The organism is Microbacterium testaceum StLB037, from assembly GCF_008763945.1.
Taxonomy (GTDB): Bacteria; Actinomycetota; Actinomycetes; order Actinomycetales; family Microbacteriaceae; genus Microbacterium; species Microbacterium testaceum_G.
Map to the genome: position 1 here is coordinate 144,622 of NZ_VTQH01000001.1, position 26,991 is coordinate 171,612.

At 66.6% G+C, this 26,991-nt stretch carries 29 protein-coding genes and 2 pseudogenes; 21 read left to right on the top strand and 10 right to left on the bottom strand.

All coding sequences use genetic code 11. From position 1 onward, the window contains the following. Positions 1-56: 56 nt before the first annotated feature. The 13 genes and pseudogenes from F9B98_RS00720 (at position 57) to F9B98_RS00775 (ending at position 7,575) form a co-directional block, all read left to right on the top strand. Positions 57-443 (top strand): hypothetical protein, encoded by a 387-nt coding sequence (locus F9B98_RS00720; protein WP_150951562.1) that lies wholly within the window; start codon positions 57-59, stop codon positions 441-443. Positions 444-531: 88 nt separating this feature from the next. Continuing rightward, the gene (locus tag F9B98_RS00725) at positions 532-945 is read left to right on the top strand and encodes a FecCD family ABC transporter permease (protein ID WP_263641775.1); all 414 of its coding nucleotides are present in this window, start codon (positions 532-534) and stop codon (positions 943-945) included. Then, on the top strand, positions 942-1,937 hold the full coding sequence (locus F9B98_RS00730; protein WP_225310173.1) for a FecCD family ABC transporter permease: 996 nt from the start codon (positions 942-944) through the stop codon (positions 1,935-1,937). The genes F9B98_RS00725 and F9B98_RS00730 overlap by 4 nt, the downstream gene beginning before the upstream one ends. A 96-nt stretch (positions 1,938-2,033) precedes the next feature. Next, a pseudogene (locus tag F9B98_RS16050) lies at positions 2,034-2,279 on the top strand (siderophore-interacting protein); the annotation flags it as partial. A 53-nt stretch (positions 2,280-2,332) separates the two neighbouring features. Continuing rightward, positions 2,333-2,785: a siderophore-interacting protein gene (locus F9B98_RS16055; protein WP_225310174.1), complete on the top strand. Its 453-nt coding sequence runs from the start codon at positions 2,333-2,335 to the stop codon at positions 2,783-2,785. Between the two features lie 135 nt (positions 2,786-2,920). Continuing rightward, on the top strand, positions 2,921-3,316 hold the full coding sequence (locus F9B98_RS00740) for a YbaB/EbfC family nucleoid-associated protein (RefSeq protein WP_191966602.1): 396 nt from the start codon (positions 2,921-2,923) through the stop codon (positions 3,314-3,316). Beyond that, a complete protein-coding gene (locus tag F9B98_RS00745) occupies positions 3,313-3,630 on the top strand; it encodes a hypothetical protein (RefSeq protein WP_150951566.1) in 318 nt (105 codons plus the stop codon). Before F9B98_RS00740 ends, F9B98_RS00745 begins: the two co-directional genes overlap by 4 nt. Then, on the top strand, positions 3,627-4,922 hold the full coding sequence (locus F9B98_RS00750; protein ID WP_150951568.1) for a polymorphic toxin type 15 domain-containing protein: 1,296 nt from the start codon (positions 3,627-3,629) through the stop codon (positions 4,920-4,922). Before F9B98_RS00745 ends, F9B98_RS00750 begins: the two co-directional genes overlap by 4 nt. Positions 4,923-4,928: 6 nt before the next feature. Continuing rightward, on the top strand, positions 4,929-5,495 hold the full coding sequence (locus F9B98_RS00755; RefSeq protein ID WP_150951570.1) for a T6SS immunity protein Tdi1 domain-containing protein: 567 nt from the start codon (positions 4,929-4,931) through the stop codon (positions 5,493-5,495). Positions 5,496-5,605: 110 nt separating this feature from the next. Beyond that, complete coding sequence (locus F9B98_RS00760; RefSeq protein WP_150951573.1) at positions 5,606-5,953, top strand: DUF2185 domain-containing protein; 348 nt, start codon at positions 5,606-5,608, stop codon at positions 5,951-5,953. A 229-nt stretch (positions 5,954-6,182) separates the two neighbouring features. Beyond that, positions 6,183-6,428, top strand: a complete 246-nt coding sequence (locus tag F9B98_RS00765; protein WP_150951575.1) for a DUF1851 domain-containing protein — start codon at positions 6,183-6,185, stop codon at positions 6,426-6,428. Between the two features lie 71 nt (positions 6,429-6,499). Then, positions 6,500-7,063: a GAD-like domain-containing protein gene (locus tag F9B98_RS00770; RefSeq protein WP_191966603.1), complete on the top strand. Its 564-nt coding sequence runs from the start codon at positions 6,500-6,502 to the stop codon at positions 7,061-7,063. Between the two features lie 47 nt (positions 7,064-7,110). Then, the gene (locus tag F9B98_RS00775) at positions 7,111-7,575 is read left to right on the top strand and encodes an NUDIX domain-containing protein (RefSeq protein ID WP_191966604.1); all 465 of its coding nucleotides are present in this window, start codon (positions 7,111-7,113) and stop codon (positions 7,573-7,575) included. 24 nt (positions 7,576-7,599) lie between these two features. Here the strand turns inward: F9B98_RS00775 and F9B98_RS15775 are convergent, their stop codons facing one another. Further along, on the bottom strand, positions 7,600-7,995 hold the full coding sequence (locus F9B98_RS15775) for a barstar family protein (protein ID WP_191966605.1): 396 nt from the start codon (positions 7,993-7,995) through the stop codon (positions 7,600-7,602). Continuing rightward, entirely contained in the window at positions 7,992-8,783 is a 792-nt protein-coding gene (locus tag F9B98_RS00785; RefSeq protein WP_150951581.1) for a helix-turn-helix transcriptional regulator, read from the bottom strand. The genes F9B98_RS15775 and F9B98_RS00785 overlap by 4 nt, the downstream gene beginning before the upstream one ends. 49 nt (positions 8,784-8,832) lie before the next feature. Here F9B98_RS00785 and F9B98_RS00790 point away from each other — a divergent pair, with 49 nt between their 5' ends. After that, positions 8,833-9,282: a DUF2000 domain-containing protein gene (locus F9B98_RS00790; protein ID WP_150951583.1), complete on the top strand. Its 450-nt coding sequence runs from the start codon at positions 8,833-8,835 to the stop codon at positions 9,280-9,282. A 283-nt stretch (positions 9,283-9,565) separates the two neighbouring features. On the opposite strand, the gene F9B98_RS00795 is transcribed toward F9B98_RS00790, so the two are convergent. Then, entirely contained in the window at positions 9,566-9,925 is a 360-nt protein-coding gene (locus F9B98_RS00795) for a YnfA family protein (protein ID WP_150951585.1), read from the bottom strand. A 139-nt stretch (positions 9,926-10,064) separates the two neighbouring features. Here F9B98_RS00795 and F9B98_RS00800 point away from each other — a divergent pair, with 139 nt between their 5' ends. Both F9B98_RS00800 and F9B98_RS00805 read left to right on the top strand, forming a co-directional pair. Next, positions 10,065-10,277 (top strand): alternative tryptophan synthase beta-subunit, encoded by a 213-nt coding sequence (locus F9B98_RS00800; RefSeq protein WP_150951587.1) that lies wholly within the window; start codon positions 10,065-10,067, stop codon positions 10,275-10,277. Positions 10,278-10,337: 60 nt separating this feature from the next. Then, positions 10,338-12,005, top strand: a complete 1,668-nt coding sequence (locus tag F9B98_RS00805) for an FAD-binding dehydrogenase (protein ID WP_150951589.1) — start codon at positions 10,338-10,340, stop codon at positions 12,003-12,005. Positions 12,006-12,053: 48 nt separating this feature from the next. On the opposite strand, the pseudogene F9B98_RS00810 reads toward F9B98_RS00805, so the two are convergent. Next, positions 12,054-12,633 (bottom strand): annotated as a pseudogene (locus F9B98_RS00810) (fatty acid desaturase family protein); the annotation flags it as partial. A 119-nt stretch (positions 12,634-12,752) separates the two neighbouring features. Between F9B98_RS00810 and F9B98_RS15780 the strand changes: the two are divergent. From F9B98_RS15780 to F9B98_RS00820, 3 genes are read left to right on the top strand one after another with little or no spacing between them, the layout of a single operon-like run. Next, on the top strand, positions 12,753-13,847 hold the full coding sequence (locus F9B98_RS15780; protein WP_225310175.1) for a YihY/virulence factor BrkB family protein: 1,095 nt from the start codon (positions 12,753-12,755) through the stop codon (positions 13,845-13,847). Between the two features lie 25 nt (positions 13,848-13,872). Further along, positions 13,873-14,592 (top strand): histidine phosphatase family protein, encoded by a 720-nt coding sequence (locus F9B98_RS15785; protein ID WP_318527673.1) that lies wholly within the window; start codon positions 13,873-13,875, stop codon positions 14,590-14,592. Next, a complete protein-coding gene (locus F9B98_RS00820; RefSeq protein ID WP_150951591.1) occupies positions 14,576-15,412 on the top strand; it encodes an NAD(P)H-hydrate dehydratase in 837 nt (278 codons plus the stop codon). Before F9B98_RS15785 ends, F9B98_RS00820 begins: the two co-directional genes overlap by 17 nt. An 87-nt stretch (positions 15,413-15,499) precedes the next feature. Here the strand turns inward: F9B98_RS00820 and F9B98_RS15790 are convergent, their stop codons facing one another. Then, entirely contained in the window at positions 15,500-15,658 is a 159-nt protein-coding gene (locus F9B98_RS15790; RefSeq protein WP_191966607.1) for a hypothetical protein, read from the bottom strand. A 264-nt stretch (positions 15,659-15,922) separates the two neighbouring features. Here F9B98_RS15790 and F9B98_RS00825 point away from each other — a divergent pair, with 264 nt between their 5' ends. Beyond that, positions 15,923-16,729 (top strand): GIY-YIG nuclease family protein, encoded by an 807-nt coding sequence (locus F9B98_RS00825; RefSeq protein ID WP_150951593.1) that lies wholly within the window; start codon positions 15,923-15,925, stop codon positions 16,727-16,729. 162 nt (positions 16,730-16,891) lie between these two features. Here F9B98_RS00825 and F9B98_RS00830 read toward each other — a convergent pair whose 3' ends face one another. Together F9B98_RS00830 and F9B98_RS00835 are read right to left on the bottom strand one after the other, a co-directional pair. Further along, a complete protein-coding gene (locus F9B98_RS00830) occupies positions 16,892-18,529 on the bottom strand; it encodes a P-loop ATPase, Sll1717 family (RefSeq protein WP_150951595.1) in 1,638 nt (545 codons plus the stop codon). A gap of 140 nt (positions 18,530-18,669) precedes the next feature. Further along, positions 18,670-22,191, bottom strand: coding sequence for an SIR2 family protein (locus F9B98_RS00835; RefSeq protein ID WP_225310176.1), 3,522 nt, complete (start codon positions 22,189-22,191; stop codon positions 18,670-18,672). Between the two features lie 290 nt (positions 22,192-22,481). On the opposite strand from F9B98_RS00835, the gene F9B98_RS00840 reads away from it, so the two are divergent. After that, complete coding sequence (locus F9B98_RS00840) at positions 22,482-23,294, top strand: metallophosphoesterase family protein (RefSeq protein ID WP_150951599.1); 813 nt, start codon at positions 22,482-22,484, stop codon at positions 23,292-23,294. Between the two features lie 75 nt (positions 23,295-23,369). On the opposite strand, the gene F9B98_RS00845 is transcribed toward F9B98_RS00840, so the two are convergent. The 3 genes from F9B98_RS00845 to F9B98_RS00855 all read right to left on the bottom strand — a co-directional run bounded on the left by F9B98_RS00845 (position 23,370) and on the right by F9B98_RS00855 (position 26,831). Then, positions 23,370-23,810 carry a hypothetical protein gene (locus F9B98_RS00845; RefSeq protein ID WP_150951600.1) on the bottom strand — a complete coding sequence of 147 codons (441 nt, stop codon included), beginning with the start codon at positions 23,808-23,810 and terminating at the stop codon, positions 23,370-23,372. Between the two features lie 179 nt (positions 23,811-23,989). Beyond that, positions 23,990-24,958, bottom strand: a complete 969-nt coding sequence (locus F9B98_RS00850; RefSeq protein WP_150951602.1) for a helix-turn-helix domain-containing protein — start codon at positions 24,956-24,958, stop codon at positions 23,990-23,992. A 1,549-nt stretch (positions 24,959-26,507) separates the two neighbouring features. Further along, positions 26,508-26,831 carry an ATP-dependent DNA ligase gene (locus tag F9B98_RS00855; RefSeq protein ID WP_225310177.1) on the bottom strand — a complete coding sequence of 108 codons (324 nt, stop codon included), beginning with the start codon at positions 26,829-26,831 and terminating at the stop codon, positions 26,508-26,510. Positions 26,832-26,991 lie beyond the last annotated feature (160 nt).

Sequence of the window (26,991 nt, forward strand, 5' to 3'; positions counted from 1 at the left end):
GTCTCCGATCCGAAACGATCGCTCCGCCCGCGGATCGTCCGCCGTAGCGTGGGGGGATGAACAGGGGTGCTGCCGTCGGTCTCGCCGCGATCACGGCACTTTTTCTCTCCTCCTGCTCCGCCTTCGGGTCGGTGTGCCCCGCCATCGGGTATTCGTCCACGCTCACCATCGAAACCGCACTGCCCTCGCACGACCTCCTCCTGTCGCTTTGCGCCGGGGCCGACTGCATCCCCGAAGAAGGTGCCGAGGGTCCGTTCCTCTCGGGCGACGCGGAGGCCGGCTGGACCGCCTCCTTCTTCTCCGGCGACACCCAGGTGATCGGCTACCGACTCACGGATGCCACCGGCACCGTCCTCGCGCAGGGCCACGTCGAGCCCGAATGGGTCCGTGTCGACGGGACGGCGGAGTGCGGGGGCAACACGCGAGCCGCCCTCACCATCTGAAGACCTCGAGCCGTCACATGATCGACTCGGCCAGAGCCTCCTCCACCCGCTGAAGCGCTGCCGTCCCGCCGTCCATCAGAACCGAGCGGTGGTGCCGTTCGTCGTGGTCGGACTCCTCGTGGCATTCACCCTCGGCCGTCCCCTCAACGCGCTCGCGCTGGGCGACGATCTGGCCCGGGCCCAGGGCACGCGCGTCGGGGCCGTGCGGGTGGCATCCATCGCCGCCGTCACTGTGCTCGCGGGCGCCGCGACCGCTCTCGTCGGTCCCCTCTCGTTCGTCGGGCTCATGGTGCCGCACGTCGTGCGCTGGATCGTCGGACCCGACCAGCGCCTCATCCTTCCCCTCAGCGCCCTCGCCGCGCCGATCCTCGTCCTGCTGGCCGACGTGCTCGGCCGCGTGATCATCGCCCCGGCCGAGGTGCCGGCGGGGATCGTGACCGCTTTCGTCGGCGCTCCCGTCCTCATCGCGCTCGCGCGCCGACGCAGGGCCCGCGCCCTGTGACCGTCGTCCTGAGCCCGCAGCGTCTGGCGGGTATCCGTGTGCGTCCACGAAGCGTCGTGGTGGGCGCCGCCACCGTCGCCGCGATCCTGACCCTCGCGGTGCTCTCGCTCGGGTGGGGCACCTACTTCGTGGCCCCGGATGCCGTGATCCGCGCGCTCCTCGGAAGCGGAACGCCCCTCGACACCACCGTCGTCGTCGGGTGGCGGCTGCCCCGCGTGCTCGCCGCCGTGACACTGGGGGCGCTCCTGGCGATCGCGGGGGCGCTGTTCCAGACGGTCACCCGCAATCCGCTCGCGAGCCCCGACATCCTGGGGCTGTCGAACGGCGCCTTCATAGGCATGCTGGTCACGCTCGTGCTCGTGTCGTCGTCGTGGCAGGCGCGGGCGGCGGGGGCGCTGGTGGGGTGTCTCGCGGCGTCCCTCGTCATCTGGCTGCTCGCGTACCGTGGGGGTCTCCAGGGCTTCCGGCTCATCGTGGTCGGCATCGGCGTCTCGGCCATGCTCGCCTCTTTCAACACCTGGATGCTGCTGCAGGTCGAGCTCGAGACCGCCATGTTCGCTTCGGCCTGGGGGCATGGTTCGCTCAACGGCGTCACCGGCGACGCGCTCGGCGGGGTGCTGCTGTGCGCGGCGCCGGTCGCGCTCGCGGCGTTCGCGCTCGTCCCCTCGCTGCGTCAGCTCGAACTCGGCGATGACCTCGCGACCGCCACCGGGGTGCGTCCGCATCTCGTGCGCAGCGTCGCGTTGCTGATCGGGGTGGTGCTCGTCGCCGCGGCCACCGCGATCGCAGGCCCCATCGCCTTCGTGGCCCTGGCGGCTCCGCAGATGGCGCGGCGCCTCGCGCGCTCGCCATCGCTGTCGCTCACGCTCTCGGGATGGTCGGGGCGCTGGTGCTGTTGGCATCCGACGCCGTCGCGCAGCACGTGCTGCCGGTCACCCTTCCCGTCGGCGTCGTCACCGTCTCGGTGGGCGGCGCGTACCTCGTCGTCCTGATCGTCTCGGACATCCGCCGCCGTGCCTGACCCCACTCACCGCCTCACCCGTCCCTGGGAGTACAGCGCCTTCCCCGTCGAGGTCAGCGCGCGCGAGATGCTGTCGCCGAACGTCTTGCGCCTCACCTTCGCGGGCGACGCGCTGCGCCACTTCGCCCCGTGGGGCGTGGACCAGCGCATCAAGCTCGTGCTCCCGCTGCCGGGCGGAGGCCTCGCCGACGTCGGCCTGCTGGACGAACCGACACCGCACCCGTCCGAGTGGTACATGCGCTGGAAGGCGATGCCGGTCGACGAGCGCAGCGTCCTGCGCACCTACACCCCCGCCGCGATCCGCCCCGACGCCGGTGAGGTCGACGTCGACTTCTACCTCCACTCCCCCGACGGCCCCGCCTCGCGGTGGCGCGCGCCGCGCGCGTCGGCGAGTCGGTCGTGCTCGCCGGGCCCGACGTGCGCAACGGGTGGACGGGATACGGCATCCACTGGCAGCCGCCCGCCCTCGGCACCTTCCTGCTCGTGGCCGACGAGACCGCGATCCCCGCGGTCCGCAACATCACGGCCGCCCTCCCCGCCCGGGCCCGCGGGGTCGCGATCATCGAGATCGGCGACACCGGAGGCGACGTCACCGTGGCCCGACTCGGTGACGCCATCGACGTGCGGGTGGTCGCCCGCGACGAGACCGAGGCGGCCGTCCGCGCCTGGGGCTCCGCCGACGCCGAGTACGCCTGGCTCGCCGGGGAGTCGGGCGTCGTGGCAGCCTCGCGCCGCGTGCTCGTTCGAGAGCTCGGGATGCCGAGAGAGCGCGTGTCGTTCCTGGGGTACTGGCGCGCGGGCGGAGCGCTCGTCCACTGATCCGGCCCCTGCACAGAGATGAGACGATTCTCATCCTGTTCAGCCCCTTCCCGACTTACCCTCGTCTGTGGATAGGTGACGATTGCCGCGCGCCGTGGAGGAACGTGCAGCGCGCGGCCTGGGTGGGGGCACGGCGTGTACGGATCACCGGAAGAGACACTCGCGCGGATCGAAGAAGACACGCGTCGCGCGCAGGAACGTGGCGAGAAACTGCCGGTTCTGCAAGCCGCGATCGGCGAGGTTCGAGCGAAGGCTGTGGCCCGTACCCGCGACATCTCCGTCGAGGTAGACGCGGCGGGAGTCATCCGCGACCTCGACATCGCCGACGCCGCCCTCGACCGCGGAGGCCGCCGCGTCAGCGCCGAGGTGATGGACCTGATCGCGAAGGCGACGAAAGACGCCCGCGTGCGCACCCTCGAAGTGACCACCGAGATCATGGGCGAATCGGACCCCATCGTCGGCGTCGTCGCCGCGGAGCTCATTCCCGAACCGGAAGACGATGGAGTGACGCGCAGAGGAGGCCTGCGATGACCCAGCAGATCCGGATGGATGCCGACGTCATGCTGCAGCATGCCTCGCGTGTGCAGCAGCTCGCCTCGGACGCCGCCGAAGCGGCATCCGCCCTGAAGAGCGTGAATCTGGGCGGCGGGGCGTTCGGGGTTCTCTGTGCCTGGATCGTTCCCCCTGTCGGAATCGTGTCAGGAGCCGTCTCGCAGCACATCAGCGGCGCGGAAGGCGTGCTTGAGCGTACGGGGCAGGAGTTGCGCGGAGTCGTCGCCGACTTCGACACGTTCGAAGAGACCGTCATTCAGGTGACGAAGCACCTCGAGGGAGGCCTTGGATGAGCAACTCGCTCGTGGCGGCCCCCGTGGACACGACCTCCGCGTTCTCGGGCGCGTTTCTCGTCACCGACGGGCAGGCTCTGGCCGACGCCATCCAGAGTGGCAATTGGGTCGAAGGCGGTATCGCCGGCTTCTCGGCCGCGATGGACACGGTCGCCGCCGTGATCGACCCCATCGGCACGCTGATCGCCAACGGTCTCGGCTGGCTGCTCGACCACATCGAGCCGCTCAAAGGCTGGCTGAACGACCTCACGGGCAACGCGGCCGAAGTGCAGGCGTTCGCCGCCACGTGGAGCAACGTCGGCGCGCGTATGAACGAACTGGGCGTCACCGCCCAGAACCGCCTCGCCGACCTCGACGGACTGTCGGGAGAGACCATCACCGCGTACACCGCGCACGTGCAGGGGCTGTCGCAGCACCTGACGACGTCGGGCCAGTGGGCGGGGGCGATCTCGACGGGGTTGTCGATGGCGTCGTCGCTGGTGCAGATGACCCACGATCTGGTGCGAGACGCGATCAGTCAGATCGTCGGCATGGCGATCTCGGCCGCCATCACCGCGGTCGCGACGGTCGGCCTCGCGACACCCGTGATCGCGGCGCAGGTCGGTTCGCGGGTCTCTGCGCTCGTGCCGCGCATCAGCAAGACCATCACCACCGTCGTGAACGCCTTCACCAAGTTGCGCGGGCTCGTCGAGGAGCTCAGCAGCATGGCGGGCAAGGCGCTGCAGTTCTTGACGAGGTGGGTCGGCGGCGGCAAGGGCCCCAGCGCGGTGCACGCTGCGGAAACCGCGGCCGAAAGCCTGGTGCGTCATCCAACTCAGTTGGACGTCGACTTCACGTACAACCCGAAGCACAGTCGGCCGGAGTGGGATCGGCAGATCTCCAACGCGCAGGACGTCTTAGACAACACGACATTCGAGACGTGGCTGCAGCGCAGGGAAGAGTTCACGGGGGATCGTTCGAGCGCGGTGAAGGCCGAACAGGCCGCGGTCCGACAAGCCGCGCTGATTGACAAAATCGACGAGCTTCAGGATCAAGGTCGAACAGCCGCGCAGGCGAGGCAAGAAGCGGCCGAATGGCTGGAAACGCAGCACGCAATCCACCGCCTCGACACGGTCGCCGGAGGGGACCCGCTCGATTTCGACGGGGTGGGGGACGCCGCAGTCAACTCCTCCGTGGGGTCGCAGTGGCGAACGCGCGTGCCCGTCCTAGAATCGGAGATCCGCGAACTGGCGAACGGGATGTCCCGCGAGCAACTGCGCAGCACGCTACTCAACGTGAGAATCAGAGGATAAAAAGATATGACTGCGTCCCTTTTTGAAGGATTCAAGCATTTCTCCGCAATGCCCGTTAGTTCTCTCGAGAATTTCTCACCGCTCGTCGAGCCCGCCGTCCTAGAACTTTGGCATGCGCACGGCATCGGTTGCACCGCTGATGGCTTCCTGAAATTGATCGACCCCGCCTACTACCTGACCATGATCGGAGAATACCTCCCGCGGCCCGACATGATCCCTGTTCTTGCAACGGGGATGGGGGACGTTGTCGTCGCCTACTCAGGTAAATACCGCGTCCTTGAATTCCGGTACGCCAGAGCAACCGGCGGAGTCGGATCAAGTCTCGCTCGTATCGGACGCCGAGCAGCGGATCGCGAATACCTCGAAGAGTTCCTCGATGCGAAGCCCTACTTTGAAGCGGTGAACACGTACGGTCCACTCAATTCCCCCGATGACATCGATTACATCTTTGGGTACGAACTCCCCCTCCCCGCCGGCGGACCGGAGGGCGTCGAGAACCTCACACGCTCTCGAATCTTCGAACACATCGCACTGACAGTTCAGCTGTCCGGCCCGATTCCTTTTGCAGGCTGACGGAATTTAGCGCCGTTTGTAGCGATTTTCCAACATGGCGCACAAAGCGTCTCCACCGCCTTGCCGAGACACTTCTTTCCGCGGTGCCGTTATCACACGAATGGAGAAATATGTCAGCGAACGTTCCTGAGTTCGTCCGCGAGTCCGGAGCGTCCATAGCGTCCCGGCGGGTCCTCGACGGCAGCGCGCCCCTCAAGTGGGCCGTTCGCGAGGCACCGTCGAACCCGTCCGACAACGGGTGGCGGTTCTTCTCCGAGATCGACGACGAGTCATATCTCGATGACCCGTCGAATCTCGAGGTGGCGTCCTTCAACACGATCGCGGCTATCGAGCCGGCCGTGATCCCGTTGCTCGACATGCCGGTGGGAACAGATCTGGCCATCATCCGAGACCGAGGGGCGATCCGCTTCTTCGACAACGAGACAGGACGCGAAGTACCTGCGTCCAACCTCGGCTGACAGCGAGAGCATCATGCGCGCGCACGAACGAGCCGAGGACGATATCTGACGTGCCCATCGAGCTCTTCCGCGATTTCGTCCGCGTCGCCGCCGCTCCATCCGCCACCGTCGCTTGATACCGCAACCTGGTTGAGCCTGCTCTCGTCGAGCTCTGAGAGGCTCACGGATTTGGACTCGCGGCCAACGGCTTCCTGCCCGCGCGACCGGTGGCGTCGGATCGAGCCTGGACATGATCGGACTGTTCGCGGCTCAGAAAAGCTGGCTCAACAGATTCATGGGCTACGCCCCGTACGCCGAAGCCGATGAGAGGTATGGCGCCCTGGACTCCCCCGCTGACATCGACGAGATCTACGCCCCACCGCTGCCCCTCCCGGCGGGAGGCCCCGAGGGAGTCGAGCACCTGACACGGGTCCGCATCTTCGAGCACATCGCGCTCACCGCACAGCTTGCCGGCCCGATTCCGTTCGCGGGATAGCTTTTCCGGGCGGGCACCGACGCCGAAACGGTGTGCGGAGACCTTCTAGATAGTCACAGGGATGGATGATCATGGCATTCCGGCCATTCGGAGATTTCATACCGGTCGCCCCGACCTCGGCAGCGACGATGCAGAAGTACTCGGGAATGCTCGAAGAAGCCGTGTTCGAAATGTGGCAGATCCACGGATTCGGATCAGCGGCCAACGGATTCCTGAAGGTCATCGACCCCGACTACTACCGGGAGATGATCGGAGAGTATCTGCCTCACCGGGACATGGCTCCCCTCTTCGCAACCGGCCTCGGGGACATCGTGGTCGCCTCGGGAGGCGGATACCGGGTACTGCAGTACCGGTACTCCCGCATCTCGGGAATGAGCTCGAGCATCCGTCATCTCGGACTCAAGATCACCAGTGCCGAGTGGCGCGAAGAGATCTACGCCTCCGCTCCCTACGACGAGGCGGCTGCGGCGTACGGACCGCTGACGGCGCCCGCAGACTTCGACGACATCTACGCGAGCCCTCTTCCCTTTCCCGCGGGCGGCTCGGAAAGCGTCGAGTTCCTCACACGCTCTCGGATCTTTGAGCACATTGCGCTCACGACTCAGCTCGCCGGCCCGATCCCCTTCACCGGCTGAACCGCAACGAAGACTGCCTGCCGAGGCACACGCGAGATGATGACCACATGCCCCTTGACGCGTCTTCCATCCGCGTGAAAGCCATGCTCGTCGTGCCCCACCCCGAACGACCGGCACACCTCATGAGCACCCACGGCCCGACCCGTGAGAACCCGCGGGGCTTTCACCGCCTGATCGGCGGCAGCGTCGAGTTCGGCGAAACGCATCGCGAAGCGATCGTCCGTGAGGTGGAGGAAGAGCTCGGCGCGCGCATCACAGACCTGACCTACCTCGACACGATCGAGAGCCTCTTCCGATACAACGGCGAGGCGGGCCATGAGATCATCGCGCTCTACTCCGGCGGACTCGACCCCCTGCCCCCGGAGCACGGCGGCACCCTCACCGAGTCCGACGGTTCCGTCGTGCCCGTCGTGTGGCGACCGCTCGATGCTGGGAAAGAGTTCGCTCCCCTCTACCCCGTGGCGGCGGAGCCGTGGGTTCGATCCGTCGTCACCCGGGCGACGGCGCGGTAACGGGGAGCACGGTCTCGCTCTCCGTCAGTCGAGCACCAGCTCGATGTTCGGGTGATCCCGGAACACCCTCACCACGAGCTCGAAGTACGTCTCGCCCACCCCCGACTCGAGCGCATCGAGGGCGCGCTGAGCGGCGGCCGCGGAGTACACCTGCGGCCGGGCGAGCTTCGCGCGGTAGTACTCGCGCGCCGCGTCGATCCCCAGCGCTTCCCGCGCGATGTCGGTCCGTTTCCACACCACGCGCACCGGCTCTGCTCCGTCGAGGACGCCGAAGCCGCCGTACAGCAGGTCGTCGAGTGCGTCGAGGCTCTCGCCCAGCGTCCACTCCTCGGAGGGCATGAACACGCGGTTCAGTTCCGCATAGAGCGACGGGATGCCGTGGACCGTCGTCCCGTCGATCTCGATGGTGCGCGGGGTCATGGCATCCCTCGCCCGGAACCGGCGAAGACGGCCGGCGTGACTCCGAGCACGCGTCGGAAGTGACGTGTCAGGTGCGCCTGATCGTGGAAGCCGACGCGAGCGGCGACGTCCGCGGGCCGCCCGCCGTCGACGAGCATGCGGCGCGCGGCGTCGACCCGACGCGTCACGAGGTAGCGGTGCGGAGCGATGCCGTACGTCTGCGAGAACACGCGCACGAGGTGACTGGGGTGGGCGTGCAGTTCGAGTGCCACCTCGGCCAGGGTGAACGATTGCGTCCACCGGTCGTCGAGCAGAGAACGCAGGCGCCGCGCCAACGGGACGTCGGCGAGAACTGCCGTGTCCGACCCTGCGTGCGAGAGCACGGCCTCGCGAACCGCGAGCAACCACTGCTCGGCGGCAAGCTCGTCTCCGGGGTGCCGCAGAGCCGCATGGATCCGTTGCGTCGCCGCTACGGTCGCGGCGTGCGCGAGGGTCGGCCGTCGCGCGATACGCGCAGCCGTGGCCTCGGACAACCAGTCGCCCGAGAGGTACAGCACGCGCTTTCGATACCCCTCGCCCGCGCGCGCGGAACGACCGTCGTGCGGGATCCCGGGAGGCAGGAGCGTGACCGCCGCGGGCACCGCCTGATGCGCTGCGCCGTCGAGACCGTACGACACGGCTCCGCGGTCTACCAGCATGACGGCCCAGTCGTCGTGGGTGTGGACGGGGTACGCGTGATCGAGATCGGCGTAATAAGTCTCGCGGAGGAACGGCACCTCAGGATGCCAAGCCCGCACGCGATCGACCATGCAAGAAACGTACAAGACGGCCCCGACACCGCGGGCCGAGGCTGGATCCATGACCGATGCAACCGACGCCGCCCGCTCCGACCCACCCCGTTTCGACACCAAGGTGGTGGTGGTGCTCGCCGGCGACCTCGCCGCCTGGCAGGAGCTGAACGTGACGGCCTTTCTGATGTCGGGGATCGCCACCAGCGAAGACGACCTCGTCGGCGAGCCCTACCGCGACGCCGACGGCACCACCTATCTGCCGATGCTCCGCCAGCCGGTCATCGTGCTCACCGCAGATGCCGAGACGCTCGCCCGCGCCCGAGCCAAAGCCGCCGCGCGCGAGGACGTCTCCGTCGCGATCTACACCCGCGAGCTGTTCGACACCTCGCACGACGCGGCCAACCGTGCCGCTGTCGCCGCCGTGGCGGCCTCCGAGCTCGACCTCGTCGGGATCGCCGTGCGCGGCCCGCGCAATGTGATCGACCGGGTGGTGAAGGGCGCGACGTTCCACGGGTGAGGAAACGACGAGAGGGCCGGACGCCTGTCGGCATCCGGCCCTCGCGTGCGAACCTCGCTCGGAGGTTCTGGACGACTAGTTGCCTCCGTTGATCACCGACAGGTACGAACCGAAGGGGCGCGCGGTGTCGAGATCGGCGAAGTCGTCGGCAAGGCCCTCGTGAGGCGTGTTCTCGTTCTTCATGACCCCAGTGTCGGCGAGCGGCCCTCGCGGGGAAGGGCGCTTGACAATCGGCCGATATCTCGCCTAGCTAATTACTCTCCGGGCTAACGAAGTCGCGGAATCACGCGTCCGGTGCCTCATTCGTCCCGGCCAGCACCGGAGCGAGCATGATGATCGCCGCGCCCCCGAGGGCGACGGCCGAGCCGACGAAGTCCCACATCGTCGGCCGGAACCCGTCGACCACGATCCCCCACGCCAGCGAACCCGCGATGAACACCCCGCCGTAGGCCGCGAGCACGCGCCCGAAGTGCGCTTCGGGCTGCAGCGCTGCGATGAACCCGTAGGCGCCGAGCGCCAGGATGCCCAGAAGGGCGACCCACCAGCCGCGGTTCTCGCGAACCGCCTGCCAGACGAGCCACGCCCCGCCGATCTCGGCGACCGCGGCCACGGCGAACAGGATCACGATGCGCGCGGTGGTCATCCCGCCATTATCGACCGCGCCACCCACGCGGCCGCCACCGTGACCGATCGGGTTACGCCGGAAAACCGGTAGATGACGGGTGCGAAACATTTGGGATGAGTGCGCTGTGCGGCCGATACGGTTCCCTCAGGAGGTACCCATGACTCGACCCCGCACGGTGACCCACACGTACACGCTGGCGGGTGGCTGGCAGAAGACGCACCTCGGACCTCTCACGGCGGAACTCGCGGAAACCCTGCGGCGCCAGGGCGTGACGATGGTCCGTGCCCGCCGTGGCCTGCTCGACAGCCGCGAGATCTCGCTCCGCGATTACCCGCCCAAGCGGGCCAAGACGTCCGCACTGCCCGGCTGACACCCGGCGCGAGGAAGACTCGGCGTAGCGTGGACCCACCACTCGACGCCGAGGGAGAACATGGACGCCGACGTCATCATCATCGGGGCGGGCCTCGCGGGCCTCGTCGCCAGCAATGAACTGGTGCGCGCGGGCAAGCGCGTAATCGTCGTCGAGCAGGAGAACGCTGCGAACCTTGGCGGGCAGGCGTTCTGGTCGTTCGGGGGGATCTTCCTCGTCGACTCCCCCATGCAGCGCCGCCTCGGGGTGAAGGACTCCCTCGATCTCGCCTGGCAGGACTGGCAGGGCTCCGCCGGATGGGACCGTCTCGACGGCGACCACCCCGAGGACGAGTGGGCGCAGAAGTGGGGCCGGGCGTACGTCGAGTTCGCTGCCGGAGAGAAACGCTCGTGGCTGCAGCAGCAGGGCGTGAAATTCACCCCCGTGGTCGGGTGGGCGGAGCGCGGGTCGCTCACCGCCGGCGGCCACGGCAACTCCGTCCCCCGCTTCCACGTGCCGTGGGGAACGGGCACCGGCATCTCGGAACCCTTCGCCGACAGGGCGAGAGCAGCGGATGCCGTCGACCTGCGGTTCCGCCACCGCGTCGACGGTCTGGTGTTCACCGACGGCGCCGTCACCGGCGTGCGCGGCACCGTCCTCGCCCCCGACGACTCACCGCGCGGGGTGTCGTCGTCGCGCGAGGCGGTCGGCGAGTTCGAGCTGTCGGCACAGGCCGTGGTCATCGCCTCGGGCGGCATCGGCGGCGATCACGACCGCGTGCGCCGGTGGTGGCCGGAGCGGCTCGGCACGCCCCCGCGCACGATGGTCACCGGCGTCCCCGCCCACGTCGACGGACGCATGCTCGACATCGCCGCGGACCAGGGCGTGCGCCTGGTGAACCGGGATCGCATGTGGCACTACACCGAGGGGCTCCAGAACTGGAACCCCGTGTGGCCGGGTCATGGCATCCGGATCCTTCCCGGTCCTTCCTCGATGTGGCTCGATGCGCGAGGCCGTCGCCTGCCCGCGCCCGGACTGCCCGGGTACGACACCCTCGGCACGCTGAAGCTGCTACGCACGACCAGCGATCTCGTCGACTACGACTACTCGTGGTTCGTGCTCGATCAGACGATCATCAAGAAGGAGTTCGCGCTCTCGGGTTCGGAGCAGAACCCCGACATCACGAACCGCGACCTGGCTCTGCTGCTACGCACACGTCTCGGACGCGCCGCTCCCGGCCCGGTCGAGGACTTCAAGCGCGAGGGAGCCGACTTCGTCGTGGCCGACACCCTGGGTGAGCTCGTCCGCGGCATGAACGCCCTGACCGGAGACGAGCTGCTCGACGAGGACGCCATCCGCCGTCAGATCGAGGCGCGCGACCGCGAGGTCGTGAACCCGTACTCGAAAGACGCGCAGACCATCGGCATCCAGAACAGCCGACGCTTCCGCGGAGACCGCCTGTTCCGCACGGTCCCCGCCCACGCGATCCTCGATCCCCGCCACGGCCCGCTCATCGCCGTGCGACTCTGGATCGTCACGCGCAAGACCCTCGGGGGAATCCAGACCGACCTCGACGGCCGCGCCCTGGACGAATCCGGGATGCCGATCCCCGGCCTCTACGCCGCGGGCGAGGCCGCGGGCTTCGGCGGTGGCGGGGCCCACGGGTACAACGCCCTCGAGGGGACCTTCCTCGGCGGGTGCCTGTTCACCGGGCGGACGGTGGGGAGGGCGCTGGCGGGGGCGGTGTGAGGCGCCGCTCCGATGCGGGGCCCTCTGTGGCGGACGGTCGTGCGGGCGTCAGGCGCGCGCGGCCGCCGAGGTCATGGGGCACTCGGACGGGTCGCGGGCGGCGAGTCCGACCCGGTTCAGGTAGCGGATCACGATGCCGTACGACTCGAACAGCGTCGTCTCGACGTAGGGGACGTTGAGCGTCTGGCTGTGCTCCTTGACGATCGCACGGGCCTTGCTGAGGTGCGGGCGCGGCATGCTCGGGAATAGGTGGTGCTCCATCTGGTAGCTGGGGCCGCCCATGAGCCACGTGGCCCACCAGCCGCCGGTGCAGGAAGACGAACACCGGAGCGACGAAGACCGCGAAGCGCAGGGCGATGATCGACAGCTCGGTCCAGCGGCCCTTGACGGGCTCGCGCGAAAGCAGGTGCCGCAGTCCGATGACGTGCAGGTTCGCACCTTCGAGGGTCAGCAGGGGGAAGAACGCCCAGCCCTGGCGCTGGGTGATCCAGCGCTGGATGCCGCGGGCCTTGGCCGCGTTCACGCTGAGGAACGAGATCGTGTCGATCTCGATGTCGGGGTCCTCGAGGAGCGTATGCGCCCGCACGCATACGCTGCGCCCGGATCGGCGGACAGACGCGTGGCGCCGGCCAAGGGCCCGCATTCTGCTCAGGCGAGTGCCAGCCTGAGCGCTCCGCCGTTCTCACACGCGCGCAGACAGCACAACCCTGTGGGCGTTTTCGCCGTCGCGGCCGTACACCGGTCGGTATGGCACGGCAGAAGACCACGCGCACCACTGCTCACCCGGAAGCGCAGCAGAAACCGGACTCCCCCACGGATCTCGAGAAACGATCCTGGGGGTACGTCCTGAAGAAGACCCTGCGGGAGTTCCTCGCCGACCAGTGCCTCGACGCCGCCGCGGGTCTCGTCTACTACTCGGTGCTCGCGCTCTTCCCCGCCCTGCTCGCGATCTTCTCGGTCCTCGGCGTCATCGGTCAGGGCGACGCCGCCGCGGCCGCGATCGTCGACATCGTGCGCCAGGTGGCTCCGGATGCCGCCGATTCCCTGAGCGGACCGCTCGAGGAGATCGCCTCGTCGCCGGGCGCGGGTTTCGCGCTCGTCTCGGGCATCGTGCTGGCCCTGTGGTCGGCCTCGGGATACGTCGGAGCGTTCAGTCGTGCGATGAACCGCATCTACGAGATCGAAGAGGGCCGGCCCTTCTGGAAGCTGCGCCCCATGCAGCTCCTCGTCACCGTGATCGCCGTAGTGTCCCTGGCCCTCGTCGCCCTCGGCCTCGTCATCTCGGGCGATGTCACCTCGGCCATCGGCAACGCCCTGCGTCTCGGCGAGGGCGTGCAGATCGCGTGGGACATCGCCAAATGGCCCGTGATGCTGTTCGTCATCGTGTTCCTGGTCGCGGTGCTCTACTACGCCACCCCGAACGCGAAGCAGCCGAAGTTCCGCTGGATCAGCCTCGGCGCGGTCGTCGCGATCGTGATCCTCGCACTGGCGACGGCGGGCTTCGCCTTCTACATCGTCAACTTCTCGAACTACGACCGCACCTACGGTTCGCTCGCGGGCGTGATCATCTTCCTGCTGTGGCTGTGGATCGCTAATCTCGCGCTGCTCTTCGGCGCGGAGTTCGACGCCGAGCTCGAGCGGGGCCGGCAGCTGCAGGGCGGGATCGCCGCCGAACGCGATCTGCAACTGCCCGCGCGCGACACGCGTAAGAGCGACAAGCAACACGCGAAGGAGCGCGAGGACATCGCGGAGGGCCGCCGCATCCGTCTGGACGCGCCCGAGACCTCGAACGCCCCGCAGCCGACGAAGCGGCGGCGCGGACTGTTCGGGAGACGGAAGTGACGCACGCGGAGGTGACACAGTGACGGTGAACAGACTCTGGCTCGTCCGCCACGGCGAGAGCGAGGGAAACGTCGCCGCGTCGAAGGCCGAGCGCGAGGGGGCTGCGGTCATCACGCTCGACGTCCGCGACGCAGACGTTCCCCTCTCCCCCGTCGGCGAAAAGCAGGCCCGAGCCCTTCGCACCTGGATGGAGACGAACGGCTCGTCCGTCGAGGAATGTTGGGTCTCGCCATACCATCGCGCGCGTCAGACCCTCGCTCTGGCTCTGGGCGGTGCCGCCGACGCCTCCCGGCCGCGGGTGGACGAGCGATTGCGCGACCGGGAACTCGGCATCCTGGATCTGCTGACGACCCGCGGAGTGCACGAGCTGCACCCCGACGAGGCCGCGCGGCGTCGCCATCTCGGCAAGTTCTTCCACCGCCCGCCCGGTGGAGAGTCGTGGGCCGACGTCGCACTGCGGCTGCGGTCGTTCCTCGCGGAGCACCTCGAGCGGCCGGCCGACACCGCGCTGATCGTCGCCCACGATGCCGTCATCATGCTCGTGCTGTACATCCTGCTGCCGATGGACGAGGCCGAGCTGCTCGCCTTCACCGCCGCGCACACGGTCCGCAACGCGTCGGTCACCGAGCTCGTCCGCACCGACGAGGGCTGGAAGCTCGTGACCTTCTCCGACGTCACCCACCTGAAAAGCGAAGGCGCCGATGTCACCGTCCACTCCGGAGAGACCGATGCCCCCCACCGTTGAGAAGGTCACCAGCGCGCTGCTGCGGGAGTGGGGACTACCGGATCCCGGGTCGAAGAAAGCCCGCGGGCAGGTCGTCGTGGTCGGCGGCTCACCCCGGTCGCCCGGCGCTGTCCTGCTGTCGGCCGAGGCGGCGCTCCGCGTCGGCGCGGAGCGAGTGGGCCTGGCCGTTCCGCCCGACATCGCGGTGGGCCTCGGCACTGCCATGCCGGAGGCCGGGGTGTACGCCTGGGGAGGGGATGCCGACTCCCTCGACGACGGCCTGCATTCGGCGCTCGAGTCCGCAGACGCGGTGCTGTTCGGTCCGGGCTTCGACGACCCCGACGTCACGCGCACGGCCCTCCTCGCGATCGCGCGGGCCGACGTGGCGCGGCTCGTGCTGGATGCGTTCGCCCTCGGCATCCTGTCGGATATCGATCGTTCCCTCCTGCCCGATGACCTGCTCATCAACGCGAACGAGGAAGAAGCCGCGCTGCTGCTCGAGCGCGACCTCGGCGAGGACCGCGCCGCGGACACCGCGGAGATCGCCGCCCTCTACCGCGCGGTGGTGCACTGCTTCGGCACTGTCGCCACCCCCGACGGGCGGGTGTGGCAGGCCGAGCCCGGCAGCGGAGGACTCGGCACGGCCGGCAGCGGCGACGTGCTGTCGGGCTGCATCGCCGGGTTCGCCTCGCGCGGGCTCGAGCCGGAACGCGCGGCGGTATGGGGCGGGTGGGCGCACGCCCGCTCGGGCGATCGGCTCACCGAGCGGGCCGGCGTGGGTTTTCTGGCGCGGGATCTGCTGGGAGAGGTGACGGCGGTGGTGCGGGATGCGGTGGGGTGAGGGGGCTTTCCGTTTCCGAAGCCCCAGATGCTCGCACCGGTGTTGACGTTCGACTTCTCGCGACCGGGCGGCTTGGGCCTGCTGGACTCAGAGCTGGTCCGAATGCCCCTCGATCTGTTCCCGGCGGTACTTGCGCAGCGCGGAGAGAACCGCTCCACGAATGACGAGCCACGACACCAGAGCCGAGATCCCCCCGATGATCACAGTGGATGGGAGGGCGATCATGAATTCGTCGAAATCGAACATGGGGCTCACCCTATGGGCGACGCGGTGACGAACTCTCGGACACCGCCGAGAAATGACGAAGGGCCGGACACTCTTTCGAGTTCCGACCCATTCTGTGGGCTGTTGGCAGAACTATTCCTGGTGTTCTAGGTGACCGCATGTGGTCAGGAGTTTTCCTATGGCGGTCGCTCGGTTTTCCTGTGAGCGCTCCGCCTCGGCAACGCGACGGGCGTAAGGGGGAGAGGCGCCGCGCCCGGCCCCGACTGTTGCGACTAGCTTCTGTACATGGCTCTGACCCTCGCTCCCCTGCTCCGTGACGCTGGCATCGACCTGGGCGACGCCATTGTTATCCGGCACGCGTACGTGCCGCTGCATGAGGACACCGGGAGCAGGGGCCTCAACCCGAACTCCACCGGTGCCGAGATCCTCTCTTACACCCGCAACCAGGGCGTCTCCGGGTTCCCGGCGGTACCGCCGAGGCTCTGGGTGGTGTTCGTCAAGGAGGGCGGCGGGGAGGCACGCCTCTGGTCCGTACTGGAAAACCGTGGTGAGGTGAGCAACGACGGCGTCCGCCGCGAGTTCGACCTGGTCGAAACGAACGTGATGGCCGACCTTCACGGCCGTCTCGTCATCCAGTGGTCTGCTCCGCGGAGGTGGTGGATGAATGCCGGCCCCGCGAGCGGCAACGCTGTGACGGGTATTGCGGACGCTGAACCGGTCCCCTTTCCGGGCTTCGATGAGCTGATCCTCAGCCACGCGGACCTGCAGGCGGTGATGCGAGAGCCCCGGTACGCGAGCTGGCGGACGGCACTGGGTGCGGTGAAGGGCGTTTACCTCATCACCGACACGGCAGACGGCCGACAGTACGTCGGCAAGGCCGACGGTGCAGACACGCTCCGCGGGAGGTGGTCGGCGTACGCCGCGAACGGTCACGGCAGCAACCGTGACCTGCGGGGCCTGGACGCCAGCTCGTTCCGGTTCTCCGTGCTACGGGTGTTCGACCCGGCGACACCGGAGGGCGTCATCAACGACGCGGAGGGCCACTACAAGCGGGCGCTGGACACCCGCACGCACGGCCTGAATGCCAACTAGTGCCGAGGTCGTCAGCCCGGGTACCGGGATTACCGTCCGACTAGCCACGATTGATCGCGCACTCACCGAACACGTCGCGCACCTCGGTACGGACGACGTGCACATGTGTTTCTGAACCAAGCTCGTGACTGTACCTCCGGGCTTCGCCTTTAATTTCACTACTCAGCGATCAGTGAGCGAGAGTTCTCTCACGAATGCAAGATGCACCTGCAGCACGGCGGAGGCATTCGACCGCAGGAAACGATCTTGATAGCGGTACCTCGTTCCGGATCCCCCCGACGACCCGCCAGCTTGCAAGACTCCGACCGTGGAAGACTCGAACAACTGGTCGAGCGCCTCAGATGCCTCTTTCGGGGTCATTCCGGATTCAGAAGCAGCGGCGTTCCATTCCGAGACCGTGAACGTTCGTCGTCCAAGTCGCTGAAGAGTTTCCATGACCTGAGGGAAGGACGAGACGTGGGCCGCGATCTCATCGCGCAGCTCATCGAGGGCATGCTTGCTATATCGCCGCTCGGCCGCATAGATGTCAGCCTTCTCGATAACCGAGTGCCCGTTCTGTACAGCAACCTCGCGCGCAAATACTGAGAACGCAACTATGTCGCGCGGCCTGCCGAGAGTTCTCTTCAGAATATATGTCTGAGTTCCAGCCCGCTGCCTCATCTCCTCGGAGGTGAAAATCGTGCCCCACCCCTCGCTCTCAGACTCGGTGCTCCTACGTATACGCCTTTCAATGATTTCCACGAGCTCTTCGTCGCGCCAGTCAAGATAAATCGTCACCTGACCGGTCTTGTTCTTATCGTTGAAGTCCAGTCGCTCCCATAGATCCGAGCGAAGAAAGATGATGACCGGCGCGGTCCCCTGTTGCCCGAAGCGCCGAGCGAAGTGTCTCGAAGCTCGAACCGCGCCGATGATGAGCCGAAGCGAGTCTTCAGAACCGTCCCACGCGTCGTCCAGCCGGTCGACGAGCACTGTAACAGGGCTCTTCAGGACGACCTTCGCGAGCAAGCCCTCGAGTTCGTCCAGCAGTTGAATAGTGCGCACATCAATCAGGCTGGGCTGGCTGTCTCCGAGCTCGATGCCACCGAGGGTGGCGATGCCTTCCACCCCGGGCAAATCTAGACGCCGGACGCGTTGAAGCCATTCAGCCATCGCACCAAACGCTCCGCGGTTCGAGCCCAATCCGATCTCGCGGAGCAACTTCTTGCCGCGTCGCCGATGCCAGAAGCTCATCGACTTCCGAAGCTTGGCAAACATCGCCGCGGCGATGATGAGACGCCAGGAGGTGGCATATGCAAACGCCGCCGGTATACCGTCCTCCCTCAATTTGTCGTGAGCTTGGAATACGTACTCCGAGAGATCCAGCTCGACCACAGCATGATCGAGCGTGGCGGCTAGGTGCTGAAACAGCGCGGTCTTTCCAGATCCCTTTCGTCCGATGACCAGTTGCGTTCCGGCCGCCGCGCGTCGGGTTGCACCAGTCTCCAGGAAGTATTCGAGAAGTCTCGAGTCGCCGTCTGCCTCGTATCTCCCAAAGTCAACTGATCGAAGCACCTGGTCCCGGGTCTCTGCTCGCATACTCCGTTCATATCGGAGTCTCGGCGGTACTCTGCAACGGCACGCCCAGCGGCGGCGGACGCCGCACCACCACACGCCCTCGTCACGTTGATTCGTCACATATCTCCCCGTCGCCTCTCTGCCCCGCCACGGTATGAGATGCGAGTCGGCGCAGTATCCGTCAACCGCGGTTGTCACGTCGAGGGCGGGATCTGATGGCCTTATCGAGCCTTCGCCGTCGTCCAAGTCACCGGCGACATGTCAAGCGTTTCGACGGACATCGAGCTCACACACGAGTCGCCGGCACAGAAGCCGGCCCGGGGCGCCCACGGCGACTGCGGGCCAGCGGAGTAGTGCGGCCTCAATCTCAAGAAAGTCGACGTGCTCTAATTCACCCAGGTCAACGCATCAACGATGCCTCGCGCGACGGCGAGCTCTGCGAGATCCCCGATCAACCCTCGGTCCGCGTGCGTCCGCACGCTCATCAGCAATTCCTCCAACTCGTGTCGCACGTGCCAGTCAGGCTGGGGAGTGAGCCCCAATCGTTGAATAGCGATACCGACCAAGAGGTCGGCGAGCGATTGCGCGTGTGCGGGCTCGAGGTGATGGAACCGTGTGTGCTCCCTCATCGCGCCGGGAGCCTCCGCGGTGAGGGATAGAGCCTCAGCGGTCCCCAACTCGAGGGCGAGATCTCCCCATGCCATTTGTTCTTCTGGAGTCTGAACACCGGGCGCGGACGACTGACGCTTTGAGATGGCCTCGGCGAGCCAGGACAACCAGAGATCCTCTCGACCGGCCTCATCGAGCTCGTCTACGACTGTGCCGAGCCCGCGGATGAATGCTGACAGGTGTTCGGCCCGATCCGGCTGGGCGAGGACGTCTAGGAGCGCTGGGCGGTCAACCGCCCTGGCGGTGGAGAAGACTGCGATGGAGGCAAGTGTTCTCCAGTATCGGTACGCCATGGCGTCGCCGCCGGCGGTTGCGGCGTCCGACGAGCGGAGGAGCAGGGGCCAGAATCCGGCGTCCAGAAGGTCCGGTGGTGTCCTCGGCTCATGGAGAAAGCTGAACCACGCGTCGGGCGCGAGATCGCATGATTCCGGGTCGAACAGTGGAAACAGGTGAGCGACACTGAAGTCCGCGTCTGCAGCGAACAAGAAGTGCAGCTTCCCACTCAGAATGCTGGCGGCGGTGCTACGCGCTGGCCCCGGGGCGCTCAGCATCGTCTCCATGGCGGTTATCTCGGGCCCGACAAGCCCTTCCCACTGATCTGGTGCTGATCGCCACCGCGTCGATATCCGATTCAGCCAGTACTGAGCCAGGATGCCGGGCCAGGTATTCAGGCCTCGCATGAGCGAATCGCTCCATCCCCCAGGGTCGAACACCGCGACATTTCTCATCCACACTCCGGTGGCGATGGAGTCCAGTCGTTCGAGCAAGGAGGGAGCGAGGGGCTCTGGGGTCAGCCTCGGTAGCGTCCTGAGCACCTCGCTAACGGCTCGAGCAAGCTCGGGTCGAACGCTGAGCCGCTCGAGCGCTGACACGGTGTCTCCAAGAGACTCGGGTGGAAGGGAGCTTCGGCTCCACCCGTGGAGGACGGCGGCGATGAGTTCATGGTGGCGGGCGATGGGAGCCGAGTCCAGCTCGGGAAGAAGGTCGTGGCCGACCACGGGATGCGCCGTCACCACTTCCCTGAGGAGCCGGCATGTGTCGTCCCACGTGGGGTCCTCGAAGTTCCGTTCCGAATAGTCAAGCGTCAAAAGCCCCTGCACCGTTGCGTGCGCTCCGGCTTCTCTGACGTTACCGATGAACTCGTCGACGGTTAGAGGCATCCTGCCTCCCCACGTGCCTGACGTCATGTAGTGGTCGAGGTCAGGATGCGGCCGGATTCCCATCTCGGGCTCTGTTGCGGCAATTTCCGAGGTTGCGAGGGCTAGCTCTGGCCAGGTCGCCGCGTATCTGCCGAGCCACTCGAGCCGGTCGAAGATGGCTCGGCGTCGCAGCGGGTCTGCCCCCTCAACCGGGTCCACTCGTGACGGACCGGCGAGAACAGCCTCGAGCATGCGCCGTCGAAGCGCAGCGTCAAGGTCGGGCGCGACAACAGCGAGAAGGCGAAACGCTTCATGTTTCGTGTCGGGATCGTAGAGGAGACCGCCCAACACCGGGGCGCACCTCTCGGCGGTGTCGAGGGTCTCGGACTCGATGACGAGGTGGAGTCCGAGCCTCCGAAAGAGAGCATGTGGGCTCGCCATCCATCTATCGGAGAGCGCGCGGATGTCGGTGGACGCGAGCGCCGCACTATCGCGGAGCATGTCGATGACGGTGCCCTCTTCATCGCCAAATCGGTCTTGTTCGTGAGGTTCGATAGCGGAGCGGCGGAAGGACCACCGGTCGAATCCTCTGTCCGGGTCAAATGCTCTCAGCAGTTCGTATGCGTCCGTCAAAGCCTGCTCTGCGATCTGAAGCACACGGTCGGCGGTCTCCAACGCGTCCTCAGAAATTTGCTCCCAGAGCTTCTTCAAGACGTTCGGAGAAACCGCCCACTCAATCTCGGCGGAGACCCCGTGGGGGCGGTTCTCGTCTTCGTCAGTGGGAAACCAAGGACGGTCTTCCGTCAGGACGAGGCGCGGGACCAGGGCGCGTCGCAACAGCGGAAGCGCGTCGCCTCCCCTGACGGGATTTCCGTAGCCAAGGAACCAAGCCAGTCCGGATTCTGCGGGATCTGTTCGTATTGCGGCGACGAGGACGGTCATCCAACGAATCGCTTCGCGCGGTGCTGTCTGACGCAGTGTCCGTGCTGCACGTGAGATCTCCCACTGGAGTTCGCTCGAGACGACAGGGCCGCGCCTCGCGATTGTGCCGAGGGCAAGCGCTGAGTGCTCGGGAACGCAGATGAACCGTTCGACGAACCAATTGGCGAGTACCCGGGAAGCGTCGTCCTCGCACCGCCCGGGCTGGAAGAGTGCCCGAAATGTCGGCTGTTCCTCGACCCACCGAAGCCACTCATACCCCGAAGCCGCGGACGCGAACCCGCGTGCTCCGGAGGGTGTGTTCAATACGTCGGCAAGGTAGTCCGCCTCCTCAGGGATTCGCGGTGGGGACCCCTCGGCTAGTCGTCTCGCACGAGTGTGATGGTCGAGCAAGCCCATGTTCATCAGCGATGCCCACGCGTCAATCGCCGCAGTAAGCGCGGCATGCGCGTTGTCCGGTGGGTAGCCCACGGGTGTGATGTGGAGGTTTTCCCATCGCGCGTTGTGGGGCTCGTCGGTGAGCACGAATCGCGGCTGCGCGCTGGGTGGTAGTCCGCGAGCGAGGTACGTCATGACCACGTCGCTGTGGCTGTAGCCGACGAACAGGACCGTCCAGTGCTCGAACAAGTCCTGCACGAACCGGCGGGCCCACCCATCTGTCAGATAAGCCCTTCCGAAATCGTCGTCCGTAACGACCAATTCTGAAGCTGGTCTCGATGTAGATCCGTGCAGGTAGACCAACCCGCTGAAGCTGCGCCCCAGCGGTAAAGCTGGAGCAACATAGCGATCACCTAGACACAGAGATGCCTCTGCAGCCGCCTCCTCTATATGTCCGTCATAGTTTGTCGACACGACCGGCGCGCGCAGTGCCGCCGCCAAACGTGCAAGTGCTCGGTGGTTCGAATTAGGCTGTGATGACGGAGACGCGATGATCGCCTTCGCCTGCTCACGAACTAGAGGGTGCGTATTCGCGAGCTGACCAAGAAATACGTCAGCGGATATGGACTCATTGAATTTTTCGCCCAGGTTCTCTGCAATGGAGCGTGCCAACCCGTCGTAAGCCGGAAGGCTCGACGGCGCATTCATGGACACGCCGGCGCCGACGAACAGAACAAGTCGGCCCTCACGCGCAGCAGCCAGCAGCTCGTCGGGAATGTCCACGTGCTCGGTGAGTCTCACAACTAAAACATCCCACGTCGCCCGTAGCCCTACCGCAGCGACACCCGTACGCAAAGAGTCGGCAACTTGGTCTCAAGGCGCACCACGACCGCAGCCAGTTCAGTCATTGCGCCTTGCGGCGAGCTTGCTGAAGGTCTCGAAGTCAACCGCGATCTCTTCAAGGAACCCATCTCTACAACCAACGCACGTTAGGCGGAGGTGCTTTTCGCCGACTCCCCGACGCAATCGCCGTCAGGCGCGTGGAAGCGCGAGCCGCGTGGAACCCTGTCGTGATGAGAGTGTTTGAGACCGATTCCCTGCCCCGCCTGGAGGACGAGCGGGTCGCGGTCTGCGGCGACTGGCACGGCAACGTCAGCTGGCTGCGCTCTCTCACGGCCGCCATCTCCGCGTTCACGCCCGGCGTCACCACGATCTTGCAGCTCGGAGATTGGTGGATGGACCCGACGGCCACCGACCACCTCCTGCTCGACGCAGGTATTGAGCGGGTGTATGTCACGCTCGGCAACCATGAACCCTGGAACGTCATCTCCCCGCTTCTCGACGCGCACCCCGGCGTGGCTATCCGCGTATCGGAAGTGACGTGGCTTCTGCCTCGACCGGCGCGGCTAGAGATTGGGGGTCGGAAGGTGCTGTCGCTGGGTGGCGCGGCGTCCGTCGACCGCCGCTGGCGCGTTGAGGGCCGGGACTGGTGGCTTGACGAGGCCATCACCGACGACCACGTCGCAGCCGCCATCGACAGTGGAGAAGCAGACATCATGCTCACACATGAGTCACCGGCACGAACGCCTGTCCGAAGTGTGCGCGAGGTACTACGAACGAACCCGAATGGGTTTCCGAGCGATGCGCTCATCGAGTCGGCCGCGTCTCGGGGGCGGGTGAGCCAGGTGTGGGACGTCGCGCGACCGATGCTGCTCATGCACGGCCACATGCACTCCCCCGGCGGCGGGCGCACTGACGACGGCCGCCGGGTCGCCAGTTTCGGCTGCGACGGTCAGCAGAGTAGCCTCGCGTTTCTTGATCTGAACTCATTGACGCTCGAGACCCCGAGCCTCCGGCAGATCCGAGAAGCCGCCGAAGGCAGTTAGCACTAGTCCACAGCTCTCGATCCCGCCACTGGACAGGGTGCATCGGTGCAGCGGGCCCCCACGGTGGGCAGGCAACTAGGAGCGCCACACCCACGCGTCGTGACCGGCGTCGCGCATCACCTCTGCGACGTTGCCTGCCCAAAGCTCGTCGATCTGGATCACGCCGTTCAAGCGAGGGGTGTTCAGCCACTGCGCCCACGTCCACGGGTCGTCGATACCGCCGCGAAGTACCTTCAGGACCGATTGGAGGTCGGGGGCCACCTGCCCGCCGCGGACCTGGAAGGCGGGGAACACAGCGGAGCCGTCCGCTGTCGGCAGGCGCAGCACCCGGATCGCAGCTGTCGCCTCGAGGATGGCCGCCGGTGTCGCTTTCAGCGCTCGACTGAAGCTGAGGACGGTGTAGCAGGGTCCGACGATGGCGGCCCATGGGCTCAGCTTGTTCCGGTCAGCAGCAATCTCCGCCGGCGTGGTGAGGGACTGTTCAACGTGCTCCAGGCGTGATTGCTTGTCGCTCATTTTGGCCACTTGTCGCGAAGATCGCGGAGGTAGCTCGATGTGGATACACCGGCGAACTCGGCCGCGATGTCGACGAGACACTGTCGACGTCGTCTGTTCAGCGGTCGCCTCCGTCACGCATCCAGATCTGTCGGGAGGTCCGTCCTCGGCACCCTCAGGCCGCGGGCGTCCGCGCGTCGTCATGAGAGCTCCCAGTCGTCCATGACCCTCAGGACTGTGTGGACAGAGCGTCCGTGTGCCAGCCATTGCGCGATGGACAGGCCTTTCAGCTCGACCCACACCGTGGTCATGATGTTGTTGATACCGATGGCGTCGCCATCGTCTCCAAACCGGCCGAGCACCGCCTTCAGGCCAGTGAGGGGCCTGTTCCTGCGGTCGAACTGCCATCTCGGATAGGCGTAGCGCCCGTTGCGTCGACGGCCGGCGAGAAGCGAGCCCTGCCGTCGCAGCTCGTTGACCGCCGTGGTCGGTGTGCCCAGGAGGCGGGCGACGTCTGCAGCCGTCAGCCACGTGGACATTTCCGCCTCGTCCGCGTCTGCGGATGCGTGAACGTAAGCGTCGTTCTCAAGTCGCGCCTGCGCGGTGAACGCCGACGCGGGCACGCCCGCAGACAAGGCGAAAGCCAGTTCGCGGTCGGTGGGACGTGGCACGGCCTCGGCTATGTCCGCGTCAGTCCTCGCAGGGCGGGCGCCTCGAGCTCGGGCGTGATCGACGCAGAGGGTGACAAGCCAGTCGTTCTGCCGGTATAGCCACCCACGGTCAGCGCAGATCTCGCACGTATGGGTGGAACGAGACTGCGCCTCCCCAACCAGGACCGCGATCTCCTCAGTGAGGTCATCGGAGACGACCTCGAAGTCGAGAACGCCGAGGTCTTCGCCTATCCGCGCCACCCGGTAGTTCGGTGCGACAGCGGCGATGTCGTTTTCCAGCCGCCGCAATATAGGCCACCACCCCTGGTTGACGTTCACCGTCAACGTTCCCGCGGGTCGAACCCGGGCGAGGAGCGAAACGAGCACTGGCGGGTAGTCGTCGCCCGCCCAGTTGACCAGCCCCGCATCTTCCGGCGCCAGATCTGTGAAGCGTCGTGTGAACTCGCTGGCCGCTACGCGCGGCCCGGTGTCAACGCGTTCCCCGTTGCTGCCGATCACAGCGCCACGATGGCAGGAGTTGCTCGACCGTTCCACCGACTCGCAGACATCCGTAGCGAGTCATCGCTCTGGGCAAGTGACGGACATATTCATCAAGATGATGGCGACCGGCAGACCGCGCGAGCTCCCTCGCTGGCGGCAAGAGCGCCCCGGTCGCTCACTCGCCCCTTCGTGATGGGGGTCCCCGCCGGCCTGATGGACGGCGGGGACGATGGGCCCAGTTCGTCATCGAGTGTTGTGGGATGCGGGGCATCGGAGCACCGCGACAGGCTGGGGAGCCCGCGGCGTGGCGAGGCTCAGACCGGCTGCGGGGATGGCAACGCTCGGCCTAATCGCCGCGGAGGAGTCGAATGTAGCGTCCACGGAGGGCCGCGCCGCGAGGAGCTCCGCAAGCCTGCTGGACACCGGCCGCACCACGCGCTTGCCGTCAGAGGAACCCTTGGGCGCGGGTCGAGGTGTGCGCGAGCTCGAGCAAGCCGTGCGCACCGTGGCCGCGGGGCACCTAAGCGGCCCCGGACGCGAGGTCGGGAAGGAGCGCGGCCGGTACAGCTCGCGAACCGGGCGGTACTGCCTGACCTGAACGGGTGATGTCGTGGTGGTGGTGATCGGGCGGATGGAGGGAGCAGAATGACGACGGTGGCCGTTGCTGTTGAAGGTCATGTCGTCGATGTACGCGGCGGCTACAAAAAGTCTGCGCCCACGCTCCGTCGGCCCGGGTGCCCGGTTGTCGCCGCCACGGCCGGGACCGCTCGCGTCGTAAGCGGAGTTGATGCTGAGGTCGGATGTATTGGTCATGCCGAGGATGTACGCGGCGCTGGGCGAAAGTGATCTCACCCGGCGTGTTGCCGCGCTGGCCGGCACTGATACTTGACGCGCGCGGCGGAGCCGGCCGGCCATCCCGTCTACCTCTCGCGGAAATCGCTGGGGACGGCGAACCCGCCTGAGCTGCTAGGTGTGTTCGTCGCCAAGTTGTTGACACGAAAGCACCGCAGAACGCCAGGAGACCTTCACCGGGTCAGTAGACCCGAGCCGCCGGCCTGTTGTCCCATTACTCGTTTGTCGCTGCCCGGCTTGACGCGTACGAGAGCCGCTCAAGTTCGTTGCACATGTCGTAAATGGTGCGGATGGTCTGCATCAGCGCGGCCATATCCGACGTGCTCAGTGTGACGTCGACGTCGGAGGTCTCCATGATGGTGTGCCAAGCGTGCGCGCGGTTGGGGTCGGGTTCGATGAGCAGCTCCCACCCCGTCGGGTGGACCTTGACGTGAATCGAGGGTGTGTGGTGCGCGCCTTACGAGTGTTCGCGCACCGTCGCTTTTGCGACGAAGACCGTCCCTCTACCGATGTAGTCGTCGAGCCAGGATCGGAGTTCTTTCGCATCTCGCATCCACGCCAGATTACGTGCCGGGCACAGGTACCCCGACGGCGCGGGACGGTCGACGCGCGGCGGTAGGGGGCGCGAGGCGCCCCTCCGCTGCGACCGCACCTCCCCGGCTGAGGTCGAAACGGGCGAGGACTAGACGCGCGTCCCGGCCGTGAGCCGCGGGCGCTACCGGGTGGATTGGAGGGTGAGCCCGTCCGGGCTGCTGGCCTCGTGCATCATCTGCTCGACCAATTCCGTGTCGATGGATGGTTGCCGGCCGCCGAAGAACTGCATGACTATGGGAGTCGCGGGGTCGAGCCATAGACTCAGCGTGCCGTGGTCGGGATGCGGAGCCTGCAGCATGAACGACTCGCTACGGCGGAGCTTGTTCATGATGACGATGCGCAGCTGCGACAGGACACGGTCATCGACGTCATCGCCCGGACTGACTCGACTGCCTACGTCACCGTCCCCTCGCCCATGTGCTCCGAGGTGCTTGTCGACATCCATGAAGTAGCGAACCGTCCTCTTGCTCCCGATGAGTTACTCGCTTTGGCGGAGGAGCTGGCGGAAGTCGGTCAGCTGGCCGCATACCTTGCAGGGCGTGCGCCGACTCTGTCGACGATGTGACGTGGTGCTACGGTCGCCATGTCTCTACGAATGCTGCAAG